Genomic DNA, 19,999 nt, shown 5'->3' with positions numbered 1-19,999 from the left:
GGCGGTTAAGCGAGCGAGGCGGCAATGGCAGCGGAAGCACAAACCCAACAGCCCGGCGGGGCGGCAGTCGAGACGCGCGAGATCGACGATTTCTCGGCGATCCTGAAGCAGAGTTTCAAACCCAGAACGGAACGCGCGGCGACGGAAGTCGAGAACGCGGTCGCGACCCTCGTCAATCAGGCGTTGGCGGATTCGACCGTGATCAAGGGCGACGTCATCGACACGATCGAGGAGATGATCGCGCGGCTCGACGCCAAGTTGACCGAGCAGATCAACGAGGTGCTGCACGCTCCCGAATACCAGAAGCTGGAAAGCGCCTGGCGTGGCCTCAACTACCTCGTCTTCAACTCCGAGACCGATGCTCAGTTGAAGATCAAGGTGATGAACGTCTCGAAGAACGAGCTCTACCGCAACCTGAAGACCTATCCCGGCGCGCGCTGGGACCAGAGCCCGCTCTTCAAGCAGGTCTATGAGCAGGAGTTCGGCCAGCTCGGCGGCCAGCCCTTCGGTTGCCTCGTCGGCGATTATCACTTCAGCCACACGGCCACGGACGTCCAGCTTCTGCGCGACCTCTCGAAGATCGCCGCGGCGGCGCATGCTCCCTTCTTCGCCGGCGCCGATCCGATGCTGATGCGCATGGATGCCTGGACGGAGCTCTCCGATCCGCGCGATCTCAGCAAGGTCTTCGATACGCCTGACTATGCGGCCTGGAAGGGCCTGCGCGACGCTGCCGACTCCCGCTATGTCGGCCTGTGCCTGCCGCGCGTGCTCGCCCGGGTGCCCTATGGCGCCAAATCCGAGCCCGTCGAGGAATTCGCCTTCGAGGAGGATACCGACGGCCACAAGGGCGAGAAATACGCCTGGATGAACGCCGCCTATGCCATGGCGGTGAACATCAACCGCGCCTTCAAGGAATATGGCTGGTGCACCCGCATCCGCGGCGTCCAGTCCGGCGGCGAGGTTCTCAACCTGCCGACCCACACCTTCCCGACCGACGATGGCGGCGTGGATCTGAAATGCCCGACCGAGATCGCGATCAGCGACCGGCGCGAGGCGGAGCTGGCGAAATCCGGCCTGATCCCGCTGATCCATCGCAAGAACACCGACAAGGCGGCCTTCATCGGCGCACAGTCGCTCTACAAGCCCAAGGCCTTCTCCGGGCCCGACGGCGTGGCGGCGACGGCGTCCGACAACCTGTCCTCGCGGCTGCCCTACATGTTCGCGGTCTCGCGCTTCGCGCACTACCTGAAGTGCATGGTTCGCGACAAGATCGGCTCCTACAAGGAAAAGGAGCCGCTGCGACGCTGGCTGCAGGAGTGGATCACCGAATATGTCGACGGCGATCCGGTCAATTCCAGCGAAGAGACGAAGGCGCGGCGCCCCCTCTCGGATGCACGCATCGACGTCTTCGAGGACGAGGAGAACCCTGGCTATTACTCGGCCAAGTTCTATCTGCGGCCGCACTTCCAGCTCGAAGGCATGGATATCGGCCTGAGCCTGGTCTCGCGACTGCCAGCTCCCAAGCAGTGACCGCCACCTGATCGGCAGGTGACGGAAGCACGAAGACCCTTCGACGCGCTGACCCGATGCGGGTGCGCGATCGGAGAGATGCGTCCATCAGCGCGCTCGCGCATCCGAGCAATCCGACGACCCTACTTTGGAGGTAAACATGGCTGCCGACTTTCTGCTCAAGATCGACGAGATCAAGGGCGAGGCCCAGGACAAAACCCACAAGGATACGATCGCGGTCGATTCCTTTTCCTGGGGCATCAGCAACCCCGGCTCCTACGCCCATGGCGGCGGCGGCGGCGCGGGCAAGGCGAACTTCCAGGACATGCATTTCACCGCGCAGGTCAGCAAGGCTTCGGCAAACCTCGCCCTGTATTGCGCCAGCGGCAAATACATCAAGAAGGCGGTGCTCTACGTCCGAAAGCAGGGCGAAAAGCCGCAGGAATACTACACGGTGACGCTCGAGGACCTGATCGTGTCGAGCTACCAGTCCGGCGATGCCGCCGGCGGTTCGAGCGTCCCGACCGACCAGTTTGCGCTGAACTATGCCAAGGTCGAGTTCCAATATCGGCCGCAGAAGTCGGACCAGACGCTCGACTCGGCGATCGAGATGAAGTGGGATCTCAAGGGTAACGCCAAGAGCTGAGCCGCGCGCACCGGCTCCGGCTGAGCCGGAGCCGGTTCGTCGCCCGCCCCGGACGCGATGTCATGGCCGACCCCCTTTCGAAGAAGCGGCTTCGGCCGCCTTTGATGTTCGCATTCCGCGAAGCGCATCTGGAGAAGGATGCGCGGACCGCGCTCGACCTGCGGGACGAGGGCGGCGAACGTGTGATCGCGCAACGTCGCGCCGCGCCGCGGGCCGCGATCACCGAGCCGAAGCTGCGGCGCGAGATCGCCATCGACCTCGACGCGCTGGTCAACACGGTCAATCTTGGCTCGGCCGTGGACCTTTCCGAGCTGGAGCATGTGCGCCGCTCGATCCTGAATCACGGCTTCCCGGACATGACGCGGCTTTCGATCGACGAGCATCGCGTCGATACGATCCGTGAGGATCTCGCCGCCGCCCTGATGGGCTACGAGCCGCGATTGATCCGCAATTCCATCGCCGTCGAGCGCGACAGGACGCTCGATTCCGCCGAGCTGAAGGTACGCTTCCTCGTCCGCGCCGATCTGAACTGCGAACCTTTGAACGTACCCGTGCAATTCGTGGCCGATCTCGAACTCGATACCGGCAAGATCGCGATCAAGGGGCGGTGATGAACCAGGAGTTTCTCGATCTCTATAATCAGGAACTCCGGCTGTTCATGGAGCACAGCAAGGAGTTCGCGGAGGAGTATCCCGGCATCGCCGAGCGGCTGGGCGGGCTCGTCGGCGAGCGCATGGACCCGATGGTCGGTGGCCTTCTCGAAGGCGCGGCCTTCCTCGCCGCCCGCGTGCAATTGAAGCTGAAGCACGAGTTCCCCGAATTCACCAACAACCTGCTCGAACAGCTCCTGCCGAACTATCTGGCGCCGACGCCTTCGGCACTGTTGGCGGGCGTCGTGCCGCCTTACTCCGATCCGGGCCTGCGCGAGGGGGTGCGCATCCCGCGCGGCGCCTATCTCGACGCGACCTATCTGGAGCGCGAGCGGCGTGTCGCCTGCCGCTACCGGCTGGGCAGCGACGTCACGCTCTGGCCGTTCGAGATCGTGGCCGCCGACTATATTCCGGCTCCGGCGCCATTGCAGGCGCTCGGCCTGCGTACCGATCAGCGCGCGCTTGCGGGGTTGCGCCTGACCCTGACGCACCGGGTGATGGCGGACCCCGAGCAGGAGCCGACTCCGGCCCAGGCCTTGAAGAATCCGGCGAGCTGGTTCGCCGGCTGCCGGACGAAGGAGCTCGCCTTCCATCTGCTCGGCGGGGAGGGCGATGCGGTCGCTCTCTACGAGCAGCTCTTCGCGAACTGCGTCGGCATCCATTTCCGTCATCTCGACGCGTTCGGCGACCCGGTGGTGACGCCGGGCGAGGGTTGCCGGCTGGAGCAGATCGGCTTCGACGAGAACGAGGCGCTGCTGCCGGCCGATACCCGCGTCTTCCGCGGCTTCGAATTGCTGCACGAGCTGTTCTGGTTCCCGCGCAAGTTCCTCGGCTTCCGGCTGGAAGGGCTGGGCCGGATCATGCCCAAGCTCACGGCCAAGACGGTCGAGCTGATCTTCGTCTTCGACGAGGTCAATACGCGGCTGCCCGGCGCGGTGCGCAAGGAGATGTTCGCGCTCTACGCGGCGCCTGCGGTCAACCTCTTCGAGAAGACGGCCGACCGCATCCCGGTGAAGAGCAACCAGCACGAATTCCATGTCGTACCGGACCGCAGCCGCGCGCTCGACTACGAGCCGCACAGCGTTCTCTCGGTGCATGCGCACTATACCGGCGGTCGCGAGAAGCAGCCGGTGCATCCGCTCTATTCCTCGCCGGAGGGAGCCTCGCCGGTTCACGGCCTTCACTATACACAGCGGCGCCTGCCACGGCGGCGCTCCTCCGCCGAGCGGCGCCAGGGGCGGGCCTCCGACTATACCGGCACGGACATGTTCATCTCGCTGGTCGAGCCGGCGAAGATGGGCGACAGCGCCTCGGTGGCGGAGCTGAGCGTGCGCGCGCTATGTTCCAACCGGCATCTGACCGAGCATCTGCCGACCGGCGTCGGCGGCGCCGATTTCCGGCTGATCGACAATGTCTCGCTCGACCTTGCCTGCCTTGCCGGGCCGACACCGCCGCGCGAGCCGATCGTCTCGCAGCTTCGCTTGCGTGCGGAGACGGCGAGTACGGGTGTCGTGACCTGGCGGCTGATCAACCTGCTCAGCCTCAACCATCTCGGCCTCGTCCAGCGCGGCGCCGGGCAGAATGGCGAGGCGCTGCGCGAATTGCTCTCGCTCTTCGCCGATCTTGCCGACAGCGCGACGGAGCGGCGCATCCGCGGCATCAAGAATGTCGACAGCCGGCCCGTCGTGCGCCGTTTTCCCCAGCGGGCCGGAACGGGGGCTGGGCGGGGTCTCGAAATCACCGTGCTGCTCGACGAAAAGGCCTTCGAGGGCTCCGGCGTCTTCCTGCTGGGCGCGGTGCTCGACCGCTTTTTCGCCGAATATGCGGCGATGAACCATTTTACCCAGACGGTGATCCGCACGGTGGAGCGCGGCGAGGTGATGCGCTTTCCACCGCGCGCCGGTTCGAGGCGCGTCCTGTGAGCGAGGACGCCGCCACGCCGCTGGAGAAGGCGCCGGGCTACCAGGCGAGGCTGGAGGCGGAGCCCTGGCGCTTCGACTTCTATGCCGTGATGCGGCGGCTGGAACGCAGCTTTCCGGAGCGCAGCCGCATCGGCGACGTCGCCTCGCGGCGCGACGAATATGTCGCGCTGGGCGAGCAGGCCTTCCTCGACTTTCCCGCCTCGACCATCGCGGAGGCGGGCCGGGACGCGCAGGGCAGGCTTCGGCTCTTCGTGAAGTTCCTCGGCCTGCTCGGCCCGCAGGGCGCGCTGCCGCTGGCGACAACCGAGGAGAGCTATCACTGGCAACTCGCGCGCGACGATGCCTTTCCGCGCTTCCTCGATATCTTCAACCATCGCTTCCTGCAGCTCTTTTACCGCGCCTGGGCGGATTCGCGGCCGATCGCGCAGCATGACCGGCCCGATCTCGACCGCTTCGCCGCCTATATCGGCAGCATGATCGGGGTGGGCTCGAAGCCCTATCTCGACCGCGACAGCGTGCCCGATCCCGAGAAGCTCGCCCATGCCGGGCTGATCGGCGCGCAGGCAAAATCCGCCTCGCGGCTTCAGCGCCTTCTCGCCGGGCTGTTCAGGACGCAAGTCGAGATCGAGCAGTTCGTCGGCATGCGTCTCGTCTTCGATCCGGCGGACCGGACGCGGCTGGGAGGCGCGCATTGCACGCTCGGCGGCGACGCGCTGCTCGGCGGCAGCGTCTACAGCGTCGAGGACAAGTTCCGCGTGAAGATCGTGGCTGCTGACCTCGAACAGTTCGAGCGCTTCCTGCCGAATGGCGATCGCTGCGAACCGCTGGCGGATGCCGTCTTCCTGCATCTCGGCGAGCAGTTCGAATGGGATGTCGAGCTCGCGCTGCCGGTGGGCGAAGTGAAGCCCGTCAGGCTCGGCCAGTCCGGCCATCTCGGCTGGACGAGCTGGATGGCGCCGAACTGGACCGCCGAGGAAGGCGCGCTGCGCCGCGACGCCCGTTTCCATCCGGCCGAACGCATGCGCCTGAAACGTAGCCGCGCTGCTGCCTAAGACCAGAGATCAAGGGGACGACCATGGCCGATATCAGCCTCGAAGCCGTCACAGGCAAGCTCAACCGGATCGGCTACGACACCTTCCTGCAGGCGCTGAGGCAGGCCAAGGGTGCCGGGAACCGCAATGTCGAATTGGCGCATTGGCTGTTGCAGATCCTGCAGGGCAGCGCCAACGACCTGACCCTGACCGCGGACCACTACAAGCTCGATCGCGCCAGGCTGCTGATGGACCTTGGCGGTGTCGTCGAGGGGTTCCGCAAGAACGAGACGGAGATGCCCGGCATCGCCAACCACATCGTCGATATCCTCGACCGTGGCTGGCACTACGCGACGCTGTTCTTCGGCGAGACGCAGATCAGGACCGGGCACCTGCTGGTGGCGGCGCTGAAGTCGACCGAATTGCGCCGGGCTTTCACCGGGCTTTCCAAGGAATTCGCCAAGATCCCGGTCGAGGAGCTCGCGGCAGGCTACGGCAAGATCTGGGAAAGCTCGGAAGAGGAGAACTTAAGGCCGATGGATGGCTCGGGCCTGCGCGCCGCCGGCACGCCGGGCGCCGAGGCGGCCGAAGGGCCGAAGGGCACGACCGCGCTCGACCGCTTCTCGCAGGATTTGACCGCCAAAGCGCGCCAGGGCGGCATGGACCCGATCCTCGGCCGCGACGACGAGATCCGGCAGGTCATCGACGTGTTGATGCGCCGGCGCCAGAACAATCCGATCCTCACCGGCGAGGCCGGCGTCGGCAAGACCGCGATCGCCGAGGGTTTCGCTCAGCGCGTCGCGGCGGGCGATGTGCCGCCGCCGCTCAAGGGGGTCAAGGTCTGCGCGCTCGATATCGGCCTGATGCAGGCCGGCGCCTCGATGAAGGGCGAGTTCGAGCAGCGCCTGCGCTCGGTGATCGACGAGGTGCAATCCTCGCCGACGCCGGTGATCCTGTTCATCGACGAGGCACATACGCTGATCGGCGCCGGCGGGCAGGCGGGCACGGGCGATGCCGCGAACCTGCTCAAGCCGGCGCTGGCGCGTGGCACGCTGCGCACCATCGCGGCGACGACATGGTCGGAGTACCGGCAATATTTCGAGAAGGACCCGGCGCTGACCCGCCGCTTCCAGCCGGTACAGGTCGACGAGCCGGACGTTGCGCGCTGCTGCACCATGCTGCGCGGGCTGATCGGCCCGATGGAGAAGCATCACAAGGTCCGCATCTCGGATGCCGCCATCGTCGCGGCGGTGACGCTCTCCTCGCGCTATATCCCGGCCCGCCAACTTCCCGACAAGGCGGTGAGCCTGCTCGACACGGCCTGCGCCCGCGTCGCCATCAGCCAGAGCGCGACCCCGGCCGCGATCGAGGATGCGCGCGTCGCGATCAATGCGTTGGAGCAGGAGAAGGCGGCGCTGACCGCCGATGCCGATCTCGGCACCGACAGCGCCAAGCGGCTCAGTGAGATCGAGGTCGAGATCGCGGAGAAGCGGGAGAAGCTCACCGCCCTCGAAGCCGCCTGGGCGAGCGAGCTTGCCATCGTCGAGGAGATCAAGGCGCTGCGGACCAAGCTCGGCGAGAAGGCACCGGGCGCCGATCCCAAGGCCGAGGCCGTGCCGCGGGAGGCGAGCGTCGATGCCGGCGCCGCAGCGCCGGAGGTATCGGCTCCGACCGGGGAACCTGCAGCCGATCCCGAGGATGCCCGCGCCGCGCTCAACGCCAAATTCGCGTCGCTTGGCGAGATCGATCCGGCCAATCGGATGATCTACGCCCATGTCGACGAGCAGTCGGTCGCCTCGGTCGTCTCGGATTGGACCGGCATCCCGGTCGGACGGATGGTCAAGGACGAGATCGAGACCGTGCTCAACCTCGCCGAGACGCTGAACAGGCGCGTGGTCGGGCAGGGGCATGGCATCGGCATGATCGCCAAGCGCATCGAGACCAACCGCGCCCGGCTCGACAACCCGAACAAGCCGATCGGCGTGTTCATGCTCTGCGGCCCCTCCGGCGTCGGCAAGACCGAGACGGCTCTGGCGCTGGCGGAGGCGCTCTATGGCGGTGAGCAGAACGTCATCACCATCAATATGAGCGAGTTCCAGGAGGCGCACACCGTCTCGACACTGAAGGGCGCGCCTCCCGGCTATGTCGGCTATGGCGAGGGCGGCCGGCTGACGGAGGCCGTCCGGCGCAAGCCCTATTCGGTGGTGCTGCTCGACGAGGTCGAGAAGGCGCATCCCGACGTGCACGAGCTGTTCTTCCAGGTCTTCGACAAGGGCCAGATGGAGGACGGCACCGGCCGGCGCATCGATTTCAAGAACACGCTGATCATCCTGACCTCGAATGTCGGCACGGACGAGATCATGAGCATGGCGGCGAACGGTGCGGCCAAGCCCGATCCCGAGGCTATGGCGGTGAGCCTGCGTCCGGCGTTGCTCAAGGTCTTCCCGCCGGCGCTGATCGGGCGGCTCGTGACGATTCCGTACTATCCGCTCTCCTCGGACATGCTGGCTGGCATCGTCCGCCTCCAACTCGGGCGCATCGGCAAGCGGCTCAGCGAGAACCACAAGGCGGCCTTCGTCTATGACGACGCGGTGGTCGAGCACATCGTCGGCCAGTGCAACGACCCGGATTCGGGCGGGCGCATGATCGACAACATCATCACCAACTCGATGCTGCCGGCGCTGTCGCGCGCGATCCTCAACCTGCAACTGGAGAAGAAGCCGCTGACCGAGGCGAAGGTCTCGGTCGAGGACGGCAGCTTCGCCTATCAGGTGGCGTGAGCCGCCGCCTTCCGCTCCGCGATTGATGGCGGCTGGAGGACCATGCGTTCGTTCGCATGCGGCTTGGCGCTCCAGCTTGTCGATGCAGTGCTGGACGTCTCCGGTCCGCGGCTCGCGTTTCTCACGGAAGCGGTTCCGTCATTCCGGACAAGCCGCGACAGCGGCGCCGATCCGGAATCCATCATAGGGCTCGGCGCTCTACGCTGGATCCCGGGTCAAGCCCGGGATGATTGTGTGGCTCGGATGAAACCAAAACACGTTTCGCGGCGTGGGCGAGCCGAGTTTGAACTTGCCGAGAAGATTCCACGTCGGCGGGCAAGCAACTGTATTGTCGAAGGAAAACCGATCAGGCGGCTGCCGCGATTTCCTGCTGCATGAAGTCGTCCAGCGCCGCGCGCTCCTGCGGCGAGAGCCGCAGGCCGAGCTTGCCGCGCCGCCAGAGTACGTCGTCGGCGCGGCGTGCCCATTCCGAGCGCATGAGATAGCGGACCTCGCGCTCATAGAGATCGGCGCCGAAAGGACGGCCGAGATCGGTGAGGCCCTGCGCATCTGAGAGAATCTCGCGGGCGCGGGTGCCGTAGCTGCGGGCGAGCCGCGTCGCTGTGCGACGTTCGAGCCAGGGATGGGCGGCGGCGATCTCGTTCACGAGCGCGTCGAAGCCGCTGACCGGGAAATCGCCGCCGGGCAGGGCGCCCGTCATCGTCCAGGTCGCGCGGGCAGCCCAGGGCGCGTGGGGGGCGAGCTTGGCGAGGGCGGATTCGGCGAGGCGGCGATAGGTCGTGATCTTGCCGCCGAAGACCGAGAGGAGCGGCGCCGAACCTTCGGGGGCATCCAGCGTCAGCACGTAGTCGCGTGTCGCCTCCTGCGCCTTCGAGGCGCCGTCGTCATAAAGCGGGCGCACGCCGGAATAGGTCCAGACCACGGATTCAGGCGTCACGGGCCGGCTGAAATACTCGCTCGCCGCGGCGCAGAGATAGGCGATCTCCTCGGGCGTGGCGGCAACATCGACCGGATCGCCATGGTAGTCGCGGTCGGTCGTGCCGATCAGGGTGAAGTCCTGCTCATAGGGAATCGCGAAGACGATGCGGCCGTCGGCATTCTGGAAGATGTAGCTGCGGTCGTGCTCGTAGAGCTTCGGCACGACGATGTGGCTGCCCTGCACCATGCGAACGCCGGCCTTGGCATTGGTGTGGATGACGCCGTTCAGCACCTCGCCGACCCAGGGGCCGGCTGCGTTGACGAGCGCCTTCGCCCAGATGTCGAAACGGCCTTGCGGCCCTTCCGCCGTCAGGCGCCACAGCCCGTCCTCGCGGATCGCGGCGGCGACGCGCGTGCGGGTGTGGATCGCGGCGCCGCGCACGGCGGCGTCCATGGCGTTCAGCACGACGAGGCGCGCATCCTCGACCCAGCAATCGGAATATTCGAAAGCCCTGGCCTTGTCGTCCTTGAGCGGCCTGCCGGCAGGATCATGGGCGAGGTCGAGCGTGCGCGTCGCGGGAAGGAGCTTGCGGCCGCCGATATGGTCGTAGAGGAACAGACCGAGCCTGAGCAGCCAGGCCGGGCGCAGGCCCTTGTGATGCGGCAGCACGAAGCGCAGCGGCCGGATGATGTGCGGCGCGATGGCCCAGAGCCGCTCGCGCTCCATCAGAGCCTCGCGCACCAGCCGGAACTTGTAATGTTCGAGATAGCGCAGCCCGCCATGGATCAGCTTGGTCGAGCGCGACGAGGTGGCGCTGGCGAGGTCGTCCTTCTCGAGCAGCACGACGGAGGCGCCGCGCCCGGCCGCATCCCGCGCGATGCCGCAGCCATTGATGCCGCCGCCGATGACCGCGAGATCATAGGGCGCAGAAGGAGTGGTGCCGAAGCCGGCCGCAGGCAATGTGGTTTCGGACGCCATGTGCTTTTGAATCCCGTTCGAACAGGCGAGATAGCTTGAGAGAGAGGGCGCGGCAATGGTCGAGCGCCGCTCGCGGGCTGCCCTGTGCGCGACACGCTTGCGCCGGCGGCCAAGGCATTGTTCTGATGGCATCGGCGCCCATGCGCCGTTCTTCGCCGTTCCGTCGCCGAGCTTTCCCGGACCTGCTGCCGATATGATCTACACCGACATCGCGACGCGGACCTATAATCACGGCTGGCGGCTCGACCCGATCATCCGCAGCCTGCTCGATACCGATTTCTACAAGCTCCTGATGCTGCAGATGATCCGGGCCTTCCATCCGGAAGTCCGCGTCACCTTCTCGCTGATCAACCGTTCCAGGCATATCCGCCTCGCCGACATCGTCGACGAGGGCGAGTTGCGCGCGCAGCTCGACCATGCCCGCTCATTGCGGTTCACCAAGAAGGAACTGATCTGGCTCGCCGGTAACAGCTTCTACGGCAAGACCCAGATGTTCTCGCCGGATTTCATGGCCTGGCTCGCCGAGTTCCAGCTTCCCGAATACGATCTGCGCAAGGTCGACGGCCAGTACGAGCTGCATTTCGACGGCCCCTGGACCCACACGACCATGTGGGAGGTGCCGGCGCTCGCCATCATCAACGAGCTCAGGGCGCGGCGCGTCATGCTGGGCCAGAAGCGCTTCTCGCTCGACGTGCTCTATGCCCGCGCCAAGGCGAAGATGTGGGACAAGGTCGAGCGGCTGCAGAAGCTGCCCAATCTCAGGCTCTCCGATTTCGGCACGCGCCGCCGCCATGGCCATCTCTGGCAGCGCTGGTGCGTCCTGGCGCTGAAGGAGGGGCTGGGCAAGGCTTTCAGCGGCACCTCGAACGTGCTGCTCGCGATGGACACCGATCTCGAGGCGATCGGCACCAACGCCCATGAGTTGCCGATGGTGCTGGCGGCACTGGCCGATTCCGACGAGGAGCTGCTGCGTGCGCCTTACCGGGTGCTCGACGAATGGCGGCAGGTCTATGGCGGCAACCTGCTGATCGCGCTGCCGGACGCCTTCGGGACGCAGAGCTTCCTGCGCCATGCGCCGGATTGGGTGGCGGACTGGACCGGCTTCCGGCCGGACAGCGCACCTCCCATCCCGGCCGGCGAGACGATCATGGAATGGTGGCGCGCGCACGGGCGCGATCCGCGCGAGAAGCTGCTGGTCTTCTCCGACGGGCTCGATGTCGATGCCATCGAGCGCGTCTACCATCATTTCGACGGGAAGGTCCGCATGGCCTTCGGCTGGGGCACCGACCTGACCAACGATCTCGTCGGCTGCTCGCCGGACGGTTCGCGCGCGCTCGATCCGATGTCGCTGGTCTGCAAGGTCACCAAGGCGAACGGGCGCCCGGCGGTGAAGCTCTCCGACAATCCCGAGAAGGTCTCGGGCGACCCGGAGGCTGTGGCGCGCTATCGGCGGGTGTTCGGGGTTGCATGACCGCGGGCAAGTAAAGATGTTGCCATTATGTTCTCGATGCGCAATTGTGGTTGCGGGTTGGGGGACTCGGTATGCTGCACTTGCTGGTTGTGTTGTTCGCCATGCTCACAGCGTGGCCGGATCGATCCTGGGCTGAAGAACCGGTTTGCCCGGAATGCGGTGCGCCTCAACGCGATGCGGCTTCTTTCAAGAGTTCGCTGCTGGTCACCGTCAAGAACCGAGCCTTCGTCGCGGCGGTTGAAGAAAAGGCGCGCGCCCAACCGAAACCTGCACCGGGCATCGTCCACGCGGAGCTCGTGGGCGATGTCGTGGTCGTCGTCGTAGAAGATCGCAAAGACATATCTCGCTTCGTCATGAGCGGCGAAGGAAAGCGGTTCGGGCTTAGCAACCAGGATATGATGAATGCCGGCCGGGAGAACCTGAAGCGCAGGGTCTCGCGCCTGCAGATCGAGGAACATGGTCCCGTTCGGTCCCTGTCCTTCGAGGCTGACTACAATGCGGCGCTGATTCTGCTGCCAGAGGTCTGGTCCGCGATCCCGAATCTCCCTGCCGAGCTGGTCGTCGCGGTGCCGGCGCGCGACATCGTGGCCTTCGGCGACGGAGCCGATCCGGAGGCGGTCGCGAGCCTGCGCCGTATCGCCCGAATGCCGAGCGAGGGCTATTCGGTGACGAGCCTTCTTCTGCAGCGGGTCCGGGGGCGCTGGATGGTGAAGAATTAGCGCTGACCTCCTCACTCTGGCGTCACTGGAGGTCGATGGGGCCGGCCGGCTTGCATCGCCGCGCAAAAACCCCTAATGCGACCGCGTTTCTAGGCCCCGGAGGGCCGCCTTCGAGGACAAGGGTGTCATGGCCAAAGAGAAGTTTTCGCGGACGAAGCCGCACTGCAACATTGGAACGATTGGTCACGTTGACCATGGCAAGACGTCGCTGACGGCTGCGATCACGAAGGTTCTGGCTGAGTCGGGCGGTGCGTCGTTCACGGCGTATGACCAGATCGACAAGGCGCCGGAAGAGAAGGCCCGCGGCATCACGATCTCGACGGCTCACGTCGAGTACGAGACCCCGGCGCGTCACTATGCTCACGTCGACTGCCCCGGCCACGCCGACTATGTGAAGAACATGATCACGGGTGCGGCGCAGATGGACGGCGCGATCCTGGTGGTGTCGGCGGCCGACGGCCCGATGCCGCAGACCCGCGAGCACATCCTGCTGGCGCGCCAGGTCGGCGTTCCCGCGCTGGTGGTGTTCATGAACAAGGTCGACCTGGTCGACGACGCCGAGCTGCTGGAGCTCGTCGAGATGGAGATCCGCGAGCTCCTTTCGAAGTACGACTTCCCCGGCGACGACATTCCGATCACCAAGGGCTCGGCCAAGGCCGCTCTCGACAACGTCACGCCGGAAATCGGCCATGACGCGGTGATCGCGCTGATGAAGACGGTCGACGACTACATCCCGCAGCCGGAGCGTCCGATCGACCAGCCGTTCCTGATGCCGGTCGAGGACGTGTTCTCGATCTCGGGCCGTGGCACGGTGGTGACCGGCCGCGTCGAGCGCGGCATCGTCAAGGTCGGCGAGGAAATCGAGATCGTCGGCCTGAAGGACACCGTGAAGACGACGGTGACGGGCGTCGAGATGTTCCGCAAGCTGCTCGACCAGGGCCAGGCCGGCGACAACATCGGCGCGCTGCTGCGCGGCACGAAGCGTGAGGACGTCGAGCGCGGCCAGGTGCTGTGCAAGCCGGGCTCGGTGAAGCCGCACACGAAGTTCAAGGCCGAGGCCTACATCCTGACGAAGGAAGAGGGTGGCCGTCACACGCCGTTCTTCACCAACTACCGCCCGCAGTTCTACTTCCGCACGACGGACGTGACCGGCGTGGTGACGCTGCCCGAGGGCACGGAGATGGTGATGCCGGGCGACAACATCTCGATGGAGGTGACGCTGATCGCCCCGATCGCGATGGAAGAGAAGCTGCGCTTCGCCATCCGCGAAGGCGGTCGTACGGTTGGAGCAGGCGTGGTTGCTTCGATCATCGCTTGATCGAAGCAACGACGACGTCCGCGTAAACCGCAGACTTTGCGGCGCCGGCGTCGTCGCCTCGATCATCGCCTGATCGGGATTTCGGTCGATATGTGTTGAGAAGGGCGGCGGAAACGCCGCCCTTTTCGTTATTGCGGAGATGTGTTGAAGCCGGCTGCGTTTTCGACTTGAAAACCTCCGCGCCTTGAGGCAAAGGATCGCCCGACTACAGGGGTGTAGCTCAGTTGGTAGAGTACCGGTCTCCAAAACCGGTTGTCGTAGGTTCGAGCCCTACCGCCCCTGCCAGTCGCTTTTCGGGCGGCTGCAGCGCAAACCGCAAAGCGGTTCTTCGAGCGCCATGACCCAGAACATCTACGACGACGAAACCTTTTTTGCGGGCTATAGCCGCCTGCCGCGTTCCATCCATGGGCTGGACGGGGCGCCGGAATGGCCGGTGCTGCGGTCCATGCTGCCGGATCTGCGGGGCAAGCACGTACTCGACCTCGGCTGCGGCTTCGGCTGGTTCTGCCGATTCGCGGCGGGCGAGGGGGCTGCGAGCGTCCTCGGCGTCGATGTTTCCGAGAACATGCTGGCGCGGGCGGGGCGCGAGACAGACGATTCCCGCATTCGCTATGAGCTGGCCGATCTGGAAAGCTTCGTGCCGGCGGCCGGAGCTTTCGATCTCGCCTATAGCTCGCTCGCCTTCCATTACATCGCAGGTCTCGACGCGCTGTTCGGACGCGTGCATAGGGCGCTGAAGCCGGGTGGGGCGCTGGTCTGCTCGGTCGAGCATCCGATCATGACGGCGCCGGTTCGGCAGGAGTGGCTCCTCGATGCCGACGGGCGGGCGAGCTGGCCGGTCAACGGCTATCTCGACGAGGGCGAGAGGGTCAGCAATTGGCTGGCGGAGGGTGTGGTCAAGCGTCACCGTACGATCGCGACTTATCTCGACCTGTTGCGGGCGGCGGGCTTTTCGCTCGATCGGTTGGTCGAATGGGGGCCGAGCCGCGAGCAGGTCGCGTCCGAACCGAGCTGGGCCAGGGAGCGCGAGCGGCCGTTCTTCCTGCTGATCGCGGCACGGCGGAGCTGAAGCGGCCCACGCCCCGAAAGGGTCTTGGCTAAAGGCCTAAGGCGATGTAAGAGGGCGGTCGATGACGGCGCGCGACCCCCCGGGTCCCGCGCCGCGAATGTTTCAGGACGGCCGATTCGGCGTCGCGGCAGGGGTCGCGGACCGGTTCGGAACCCGAGGTGGTTCATGGCGAAATCCAATCCCTTCCAGTTCCTGCAGGACGTGCGCTCCGAGGCGGCCAAGGTCACCTGGCCCTCGCGCCGGGAGACGCTGATTACCACGGGCCTCGTGCTCGCCATGGTGGTCGTCTCCAGCCTGTTCTTCCTCTTCACCGACACCATCATCCGCTGGGGCCTCGGCATCATCCTCGGCGCCCGTTGAACGGAAATACGCACGTGAGCACCCGCTGGTACATCGTCCACGCCTATTCCAACTTCGAGAACAAGGTCGCCCAGTCGATCCGTGACCAGGCGGCGCAGCGCAACCTCGCCGACAAGTTCGACGAGGTGCTGGTGCCGACCGAGAAGGTCGTCGAGGTCCGCCGCGGCCGCAAGGTCGATACCGAGCGCAAGTTCTTCCCCGGCTATGTGCTGGTGAAGTGCGAGATGACCGACGAGGTCTACCACCTCATCAAGAACACGCCGAAGGTCACCGGCTTCCTCGGCGCCGACAAGGCCAAGCCCATGCCGATCCCCGAGCATGAGGCGATGCGGATCAAGGGCCAGGTCGCCGAGGGCATCGAGCGTCCGAAGCCGACGGTGGTCTTCGAGATCGGCGAGCAGGTCAAGGTGGCCGATGGCCCCTTTGCCTCCTTCAACGGCGTCGTCGAGGATGTCGATCACGCCCGCACCCGCCTCAAGGTCGCCGTCTCGATCTTCGGCCGCGCCACGCCGGTCGAGCTGGAATACAGCCAGGTCGAGAAGCTCTGAGCGGCGCCTTCGCGCGTTAACCGGATAACACCCGCAAACGGCCGCTCCGACTATTCTGTCTCGTGACCGCCAACCAAGGCGGGAACACGGGGAGGGTAGCATGAGCGGCCAACGCATTTTGATGATCGTCGGCGATTTCGGCGAGGACTATGAGATCATGGTCCCGTTCCAGGCGCTGCTTGCGGTCGGTCATACCGTCCACGCGGTCTGCCCGGACAAGAAGGCTGGCGATGCGATCGCGACCGCGATCCACGACTTCGAAGGCCAGCAGACCTATTCCGAAAAGCGCGGCCACAACTTCGCGCTGAATGCCAGCTTCGCCGATGTCGACCCGGCCCGCTACGACGCGCTGGTCATTCCCGGCGGACGGGCGCCCGAATATCTGCGCCTGAACGCCAAGGTCGTCGAGATGGTCCGGCACTTCTTCACCGCCGGAAAGCCGGTGGCGGCGATCTGCCATGGCGCTCAGCTCCTGGCGGGCGCGGGCGTGTTGAAGGGCCGCACCTGCTCGGCCTATCCGGCCTGCCGCGCCGAGGTCGAGCTTGCCGGCGGCACCTATGCGGACATCGATATCGATGGCGCTGTCACTGACGGCAATCTCGTCTCGGCACCCGCCTGGCCGGCCCATCCCGCCTGGCTGTCGCAGTTTCTCAACGTCCTTGGCACGACGATCAGCCACGGCCAGCAGCGTCAGGCCGCTTGAGTCTCGTCGCTTGCCGGCAAGGGCTGGCGGAGCTCACCTCCGCCAGCCTATGATGCCGCTCGCGGGAACCTGATCGGAGGCGCCCATGTGCAGGCTTTTCGTCGGAGCCGATGCCGGGCTGTGGCAGACGCGGCTCAAATCGGTGCGGATGCGCGGCTATTCCACCAGCGTGAGGCTGGAGAATCTCTACTGGCGCGTCCTGGAAGAAATCGCCCAGCGCGACGGCATGACCCTGATGCAACTGTTGACGCGGTTGCACGAGGAGTTGCTCGAGACGCGGGGAGAGGTCGAGAATTTCTCATCCTTTCTCAGGGTCTGCTGCGGGCGCTATCTGGCGCTTCAGCTGGAAGGTGACGTGCCGCAAGACCGGGCCATCCCGATCCGTGACCTCGATGCCGAGAGCATCCTGGCGCGCGAGGCGCGGCGCCGCGACGCCGAAGGTCGCCGCCTGGCGGTCCGGCGCGAGACGGACAAAGCGGTGCGAGGGGCTTCCCTTTCCGGTGCGCCTGTGCCATAGGCCCCGCCTTAACCGCGTGGAAGGCGTGCCGGTCGCCAGCCGGATCACAGGCGCCGCACCACGCACTGCAACCACCCCGGCCCCGGCGAAGAGCGTCGGCAGGCAGGGGCGTCGTCGTTCCGATAGGCAGCGGAGCGGACGGCAGGAGCAGCCATCATGGCAAAGAAGATCACGGGCTACGTGAAGCTTCAGGTTCCGGCGGGCGCGGCCAATCCGTCGCCGCCGATCGGTCCCGCGCTCGGTCAGCGCGGCCTCAACATCATGGAATTCTGCAAGGCCTTCAACGCGAAGACCCAGCAGATGGAAAAGGGCATGCCGATCCCGGTGATCATCACCGCGTATGCCGATCGCTCCTTCACCTTCGAGATGAAGCAGCCGCCGGTCTCGTACTGGCTGAAGAAGGCCGCCGGCCTGACCTCGGGCTCGAAGACCCCGGGCAAGGGCGGCAATGTCGGCAAGGTTACGACCGCGCAGATCGCCGAGATCGCCGAGAAGAAGATGGCCGATCTCAACTGCGACACCGTCGAATCGGCTTCGGCCATGATCCGTGGCTCTGCCAGGTCCATGGGCCTGGAAGTCGTGGGCTGAGGGGAGGCTGACAATGGCACATATCGGAAAGCGCGTCGTCAAGGGCCGTGAAGGCATTGACCGCACCAAGCTGTACCCGCTCGATCAGGCCGTCACCTTCGTCAAGGAGCGTGCCAACGCCAAGTTCGACGAGACGGTCGAGATCGCGATGAATCTCGGCGTCGATCCGCGTCACGCCGACCAGATGGTCCGCGGCGTCTGCAACCTGCCGAACGGCTCGGGCCGCACGCTGCGCGTCGCCGTCTTCGCCCGTGGCGCCAAGGCTGACGAGGCCAAGGCCGCGGGTGCCGACATCGTCGGCGCCGAGGAACTGGTCGAGTCCGTCCAGAAGGGCGAGATTAACTTCGATCGCTGCATCGCGACCCCGGACATGATGGGTCTCGTCGGCCGTCTCGGTAAGGTGCTCGGCCCGCGCGGCCTGATGCCGAACCCGCGCGTCGGCACCGTGACCATGGACGTCACCGCCGCCGTCGCCGCCTCGAAGGGCGGTTCGGTCGAGTTCCGCGTCGAGAAGGCCGGCATCATCCACGCCGCCGTCGGCAAGGCCTCGTTCTCGGCCGAGAAGCTCTCGGAGAACATCAAGGCGTTCGTCGACTCCGTCGCCAAGGCCAAGCCGGCCGGCGCCAAGGGCACCTATATCCAGCGCGTCGCGATCTCGTCGACCATGGGCCCGGGCGTCAAGGTCGAGCCGAACACCGTCGTCGGCGGCTGATCCTCGATCAGGGCGGCCGGTTTTTCCGGTCGCCCACCCGCTCTTGATTTCGTGATGTCAAGAGCCTACTTGGCAGAAGCAGGCGAAAGCGCTATACGCACGCCTGTTTCCATGAGTGATGGGGCTCCGGCGTGCTTGACACGAAGGGGTCCGTTTCGCGTTTTTCGGCGGGTTTCCGCTGAAAATTGGGTGATTTGAGGACGGGGGAGTGATTTCCCGGGGGAGAATCATCCAGTCCTGTCTGAGACTGCAGGTGCGTTTCGGCTTCGGCCGGGAGCATAATTTCGCCAAGAGGCCTGCATAGACGGTGCAAGAGCTTACTCCCGGATCGCAAGATCCGGAAAGACGGTTCGAACCATCTCGCCCGGTCGCGGCCTCTCCATCGAGGCTCGGGAGCGGGGACAGGGCATCAAGCGTCGCTTTGCCGAACGCCGGTGTCAACCGGGGTTCCAGGAGCGGCATTTGCAACCGGCGGCGAGCCCTCGAAAGCTTGTCGCCTACCGGAGAGAGCCCAGTGGATAAAGCGGCAAAGAAAGATGCCGTCGCGTCGCTGAACGATGTGTTTGCGAACACGTCGGTCGTCGTCGTGGCCCACTATGCGGGCTTGACCGTGGCCCAGTTCCAGAAGCTTCGTCGCGAGATGAAGGCCAATGGCGCCACTGTTAAGGTCGCAAAGAACCGCTTGGCCAAGATCGCTCTTGAAGGCACCGACGTCGCGTCCATCAGCAACCTGCTGACGGGTCCCACCCTGATCGCTTATTCCAACGATCCGGTCGCGGCGCCGAAGGTCGCCAGCGCTTTCGCCAAGGAGAACGACAAGCTCGTCATCCTGGGCGGCGCGATGGGCAAGACCGCCCTGAACCCCGATGGTGTCAAGGCCCTGGCCACGATGCCCTCGCTCGACGAACTGCGTGCCAAGCTTATCGGCCTTATCCAGGCCCCGGCTACCAAGCTCGCGCAGCTCACGAACGCGCCCGCCGGCAAGCTGGCTCGCGTGGTTCAGGCTTACGCCGACAAGAATGCGGCTTGAAGCCAGCAAACCCTTATCGTTCGAACCTCTTAAGACAGGAAGTTAAACATGGCCGATCTCGCCAAGCTCGTCGACGAGCTGTCGTCGCTCACCGTTCTCGAGGCCGCTGACCTCGCCAAGCTGCTCGAAGAGAAGTGGGGCGTTTCCGCTGCCGCCGCCGTCGCCGTTGCGGCTGGCCCGGCTGCCGGTGGCGCTGCCGCCGCTGCTGCTGAAGAGCAGACCGAGTTCACCGTCGTTCTTGCCGCCGCCGGCGACAAGAAGATCGAGGTGATCAAGGAAGTCCGCGCCATCACCGGCCTGGGCCTCAAGGAAGCCAAGGACCTGGTCGAGGGCGCTCCGAAGCCGGTCAAGGAAGGCGTTGCCAAGGACGAGGCCGAGAAGCTCAAGAAGCAGCTCGAGGCCGTCGGCGCCAAGGTCGAGCTCAAGTGAGCTTGGGCCGGCTGATGCCGGTCCGACCGTAGTCAAAACAGACAGTCCCGGGGCGCTCCACGCCTCCGGGGCTGTTGCGTCGTTTCCGCGCTGGTGCGCG

Annotated in this window: 19 protein-coding genes and 1 tRNA gene; 19 read left to right on the top strand and 1 reads right to left on the bottom strand. The window is 65.6% G+C overall.

The window, feature by feature from the left end:
* Positions 1 to 24: 24 nt before the first annotated feature.
* The 6 genes from tssC (at position 25) to tssH (ending at position 8,538) form a co-directional block, all read left to right on the top strand.
* Entirely contained in the window at positions 25 to 1,530 is a 1,506-nt protein-coding gene (tssC, locus tag AB6806_RS21565; protein ID WP_038358310.1) for a type VI secretion system contractile sheath large subunit, read from the top strand.
* 139 nt (positions 1,531 to 1,669) lie between these two features.
* On the top strand, positions 1,670 to 2,155 hold the full coding sequence (locus AB6806_RS21560; RefSeq protein ID WP_038358308.1) for an Hcp family type VI secretion system effector: 486 nt from the start codon (positions 1,670 to 1,672) through the stop codon (positions 2,153 to 2,155).
* 104 nt (positions 2,156 to 2,259) lie between these two features.
* A complete protein-coding gene (locus AB6806_RS21555; RefSeq protein ID WP_112764641.1) occupies positions 2,260 to 2,766 on the top strand; it encodes a GPW/gp25 family protein in 507 nt (168 codons plus the stop codon).
* Entirely contained in the window at positions 2,766 to 4,727 is a 1,962-nt protein-coding gene (gene tssF / locus AB6806_RS21550) for a type VI secretion system baseplate subunit TssF (RefSeq protein WP_142022585.1), read from the top strand. The genes AB6806_RS21555 and tssF overlap by 1 nt, the downstream gene beginning before the upstream one ends.
* On the top strand, positions 4,724 to 5,779 hold the full coding sequence (tssG, locus tag AB6806_RS21545) for a type VI secretion system baseplate subunit TssG (RefSeq protein WP_370955543.1): 1,056 nt from the start codon (positions 4,724 to 4,726) through the stop codon (positions 5,777 to 5,779). Before tssF ends, tssG begins: the two co-directional genes overlap by 4 nt.
* Positions 5,780 to 5,802: 23 nt before the next feature.
* Positions 5,803 to 8,538, top strand: coding sequence for a type VI secretion system ATPase TssH (gene tssH / locus AB6806_RS21540; RefSeq protein WP_370955542.1), 2,736 nt, complete (start codon positions 5,803 to 5,805; stop codon positions 8,536 to 8,538).
* 346 nt (positions 8,539 to 8,884) lie between these two features.
* Here the strand turns inward: tssH and glpD are convergent, their stop codons facing one another.
* The gene (gene glpD / locus AB6806_RS21535; RefSeq protein WP_142022587.1) at positions 8,885 to 10,435 is read right to left on the bottom strand and encodes a glycerol-3-phosphate dehydrogenase; all 1,551 of its coding nucleotides are present in this window, start codon (positions 10,433 to 10,435) and stop codon (positions 8,885 to 8,887) included.
* Between the two features lie 193 nt (positions 10,436 to 10,628).
* On the opposite strand from glpD, the gene pncB reads away from it, so the two are divergent.
* The 13 genes from pncB (at position 10,629) to rplL (ending at position 19,899) form a co-directional block, all read left to right on the top strand.
* Positions 10,629 to 11,906: a nicotinate phosphoribosyltransferase gene (gene pncB / locus AB6806_RS21530; RefSeq protein WP_038359834.1), complete on the top strand. Its 1,278-nt coding sequence runs from the start codon at positions 10,629 to 10,631 to the stop codon at positions 11,904 to 11,906.
* A 71-nt stretch (positions 11,907 to 11,977) separates the two neighbouring features.
* Positions 11,978 to 12,625, top strand: coding sequence for a DUF1444 domain-containing protein (locus AB6806_RS21525; protein ID WP_370955541.1), 648 nt, complete (start codon positions 11,978 to 11,980; stop codon positions 12,623 to 12,625).
* Positions 12,626 to 12,752: 127 nt separating this feature from the next.
* Entirely contained in the window at positions 12,753 to 13,943 is a 1,191-nt protein-coding gene (tuf, locus tag AB6806_RS21520) for an elongation factor Tu (protein WP_112581612.1), read from the top strand.
* A 209-nt stretch (positions 13,944 to 14,152) separates the two neighbouring features.
* Positions 14,153 to 14,228 (top strand) — tRNA-Trp (locus AB6806_RS21515).
* Positions 14,229 to 14,280: 52 nt separating this feature from the next.
* Positions 14,281 to 15,012, top strand: coding sequence for a methyltransferase domain-containing protein (locus AB6806_RS21510; protein WP_370955540.1), 732 nt, complete (start codon positions 14,281 to 14,283; stop codon positions 15,010 to 15,012).
* A gap of 165 nt (positions 15,013 to 15,177) precedes the next feature.
* The gene (secE, locus tag AB6806_RS21505; protein ID WP_038358268.1) at positions 15,178 to 15,372 is read left to right on the top strand and encodes a preprotein translocase subunit SecE; all 195 of its coding nucleotides are present in this window, start codon (positions 15,178 to 15,180) and stop codon (positions 15,370 to 15,372) included.
* Positions 15,373 to 15,386: 14 nt separating this feature from the next.
* Positions 15,387 to 15,920, top strand: coding sequence for a transcription termination/antitermination protein NusG (gene nusG, locus AB6806_RS21500; protein WP_038358269.1), 534 nt, complete (start codon positions 15,387 to 15,389; stop codon positions 15,918 to 15,920).
* A gap of 100 nt (positions 15,921 to 16,020) precedes the next feature.
* Positions 16,021 to 16,623 (top strand): DJ-1/PfpI family protein, encoded by a 603-nt coding sequence (locus AB6806_RS21495; RefSeq protein ID WP_191124249.1) that lies wholly within the window; start codon positions 16,021 to 16,023, stop codon positions 16,621 to 16,623.
* An 85-nt stretch (positions 16,624 to 16,708) separates the two neighbouring features.
* Complete coding sequence (locus AB6806_RS21490) at positions 16,709 to 17,140, top strand: ribbon-helix-helix domain-containing protein (RefSeq protein ID WP_051987425.1); 432 nt, start codon at positions 16,709 to 16,711, stop codon at positions 17,138 to 17,140.
* A 156-nt stretch (positions 17,141 to 17,296) separates the two neighbouring features.
* A complete protein-coding gene (gene rplK, locus AB6806_RS21485; protein WP_038358273.1) occupies positions 17,297 to 17,728 on the top strand; it encodes a 50S ribosomal protein L11 in 432 nt (143 codons plus the stop codon).
* Positions 17,729 to 17,741: 13 nt separating this feature from the next.
* A complete protein-coding gene (gene rplA, locus AB6806_RS21480) occupies positions 17,742 to 18,440 on the top strand; it encodes a 50S ribosomal protein L1 (protein ID WP_038358275.1) in 699 nt (232 codons plus the stop codon).
* A gap of 514 nt (positions 18,441 to 18,954) precedes the next feature.
* Positions 18,955 to 19,470: a 50S ribosomal protein L10 gene (gene rplJ / locus AB6806_RS21475; protein ID WP_038358277.1), complete on the top strand. Its 516-nt coding sequence runs from the start codon at positions 18,955 to 18,957 to the stop codon at positions 19,468 to 19,470.
* A 48-nt stretch (positions 19,471 to 19,518) separates the two neighbouring features.
* Positions 19,519 to 19,899, top strand: a complete 381-nt coding sequence (gene rplL, locus AB6806_RS21470) for a 50S ribosomal protein L7/L12 (RefSeq protein ID WP_038358279.1) — start codon at positions 19,519 to 19,521, stop codon at positions 19,897 to 19,899.
* Positions 19,900 to 19,999: the final 100 nt, after the last annotated feature.

The organism is Allobosea sp. RCC_152_1, from assembly GCF_041360765.1.
GTDB classification, from domain to species: Bacteria; Pseudomonadota; Alphaproteobacteria; order Rhizobiales; family Beijerinckiaceae; genus Allobosea; species Allobosea spartocytisi.
Note: the sequence above shows the minus strand (reverse complement) of the source record. Positions and strands in the feature narration are given on the sequence as shown.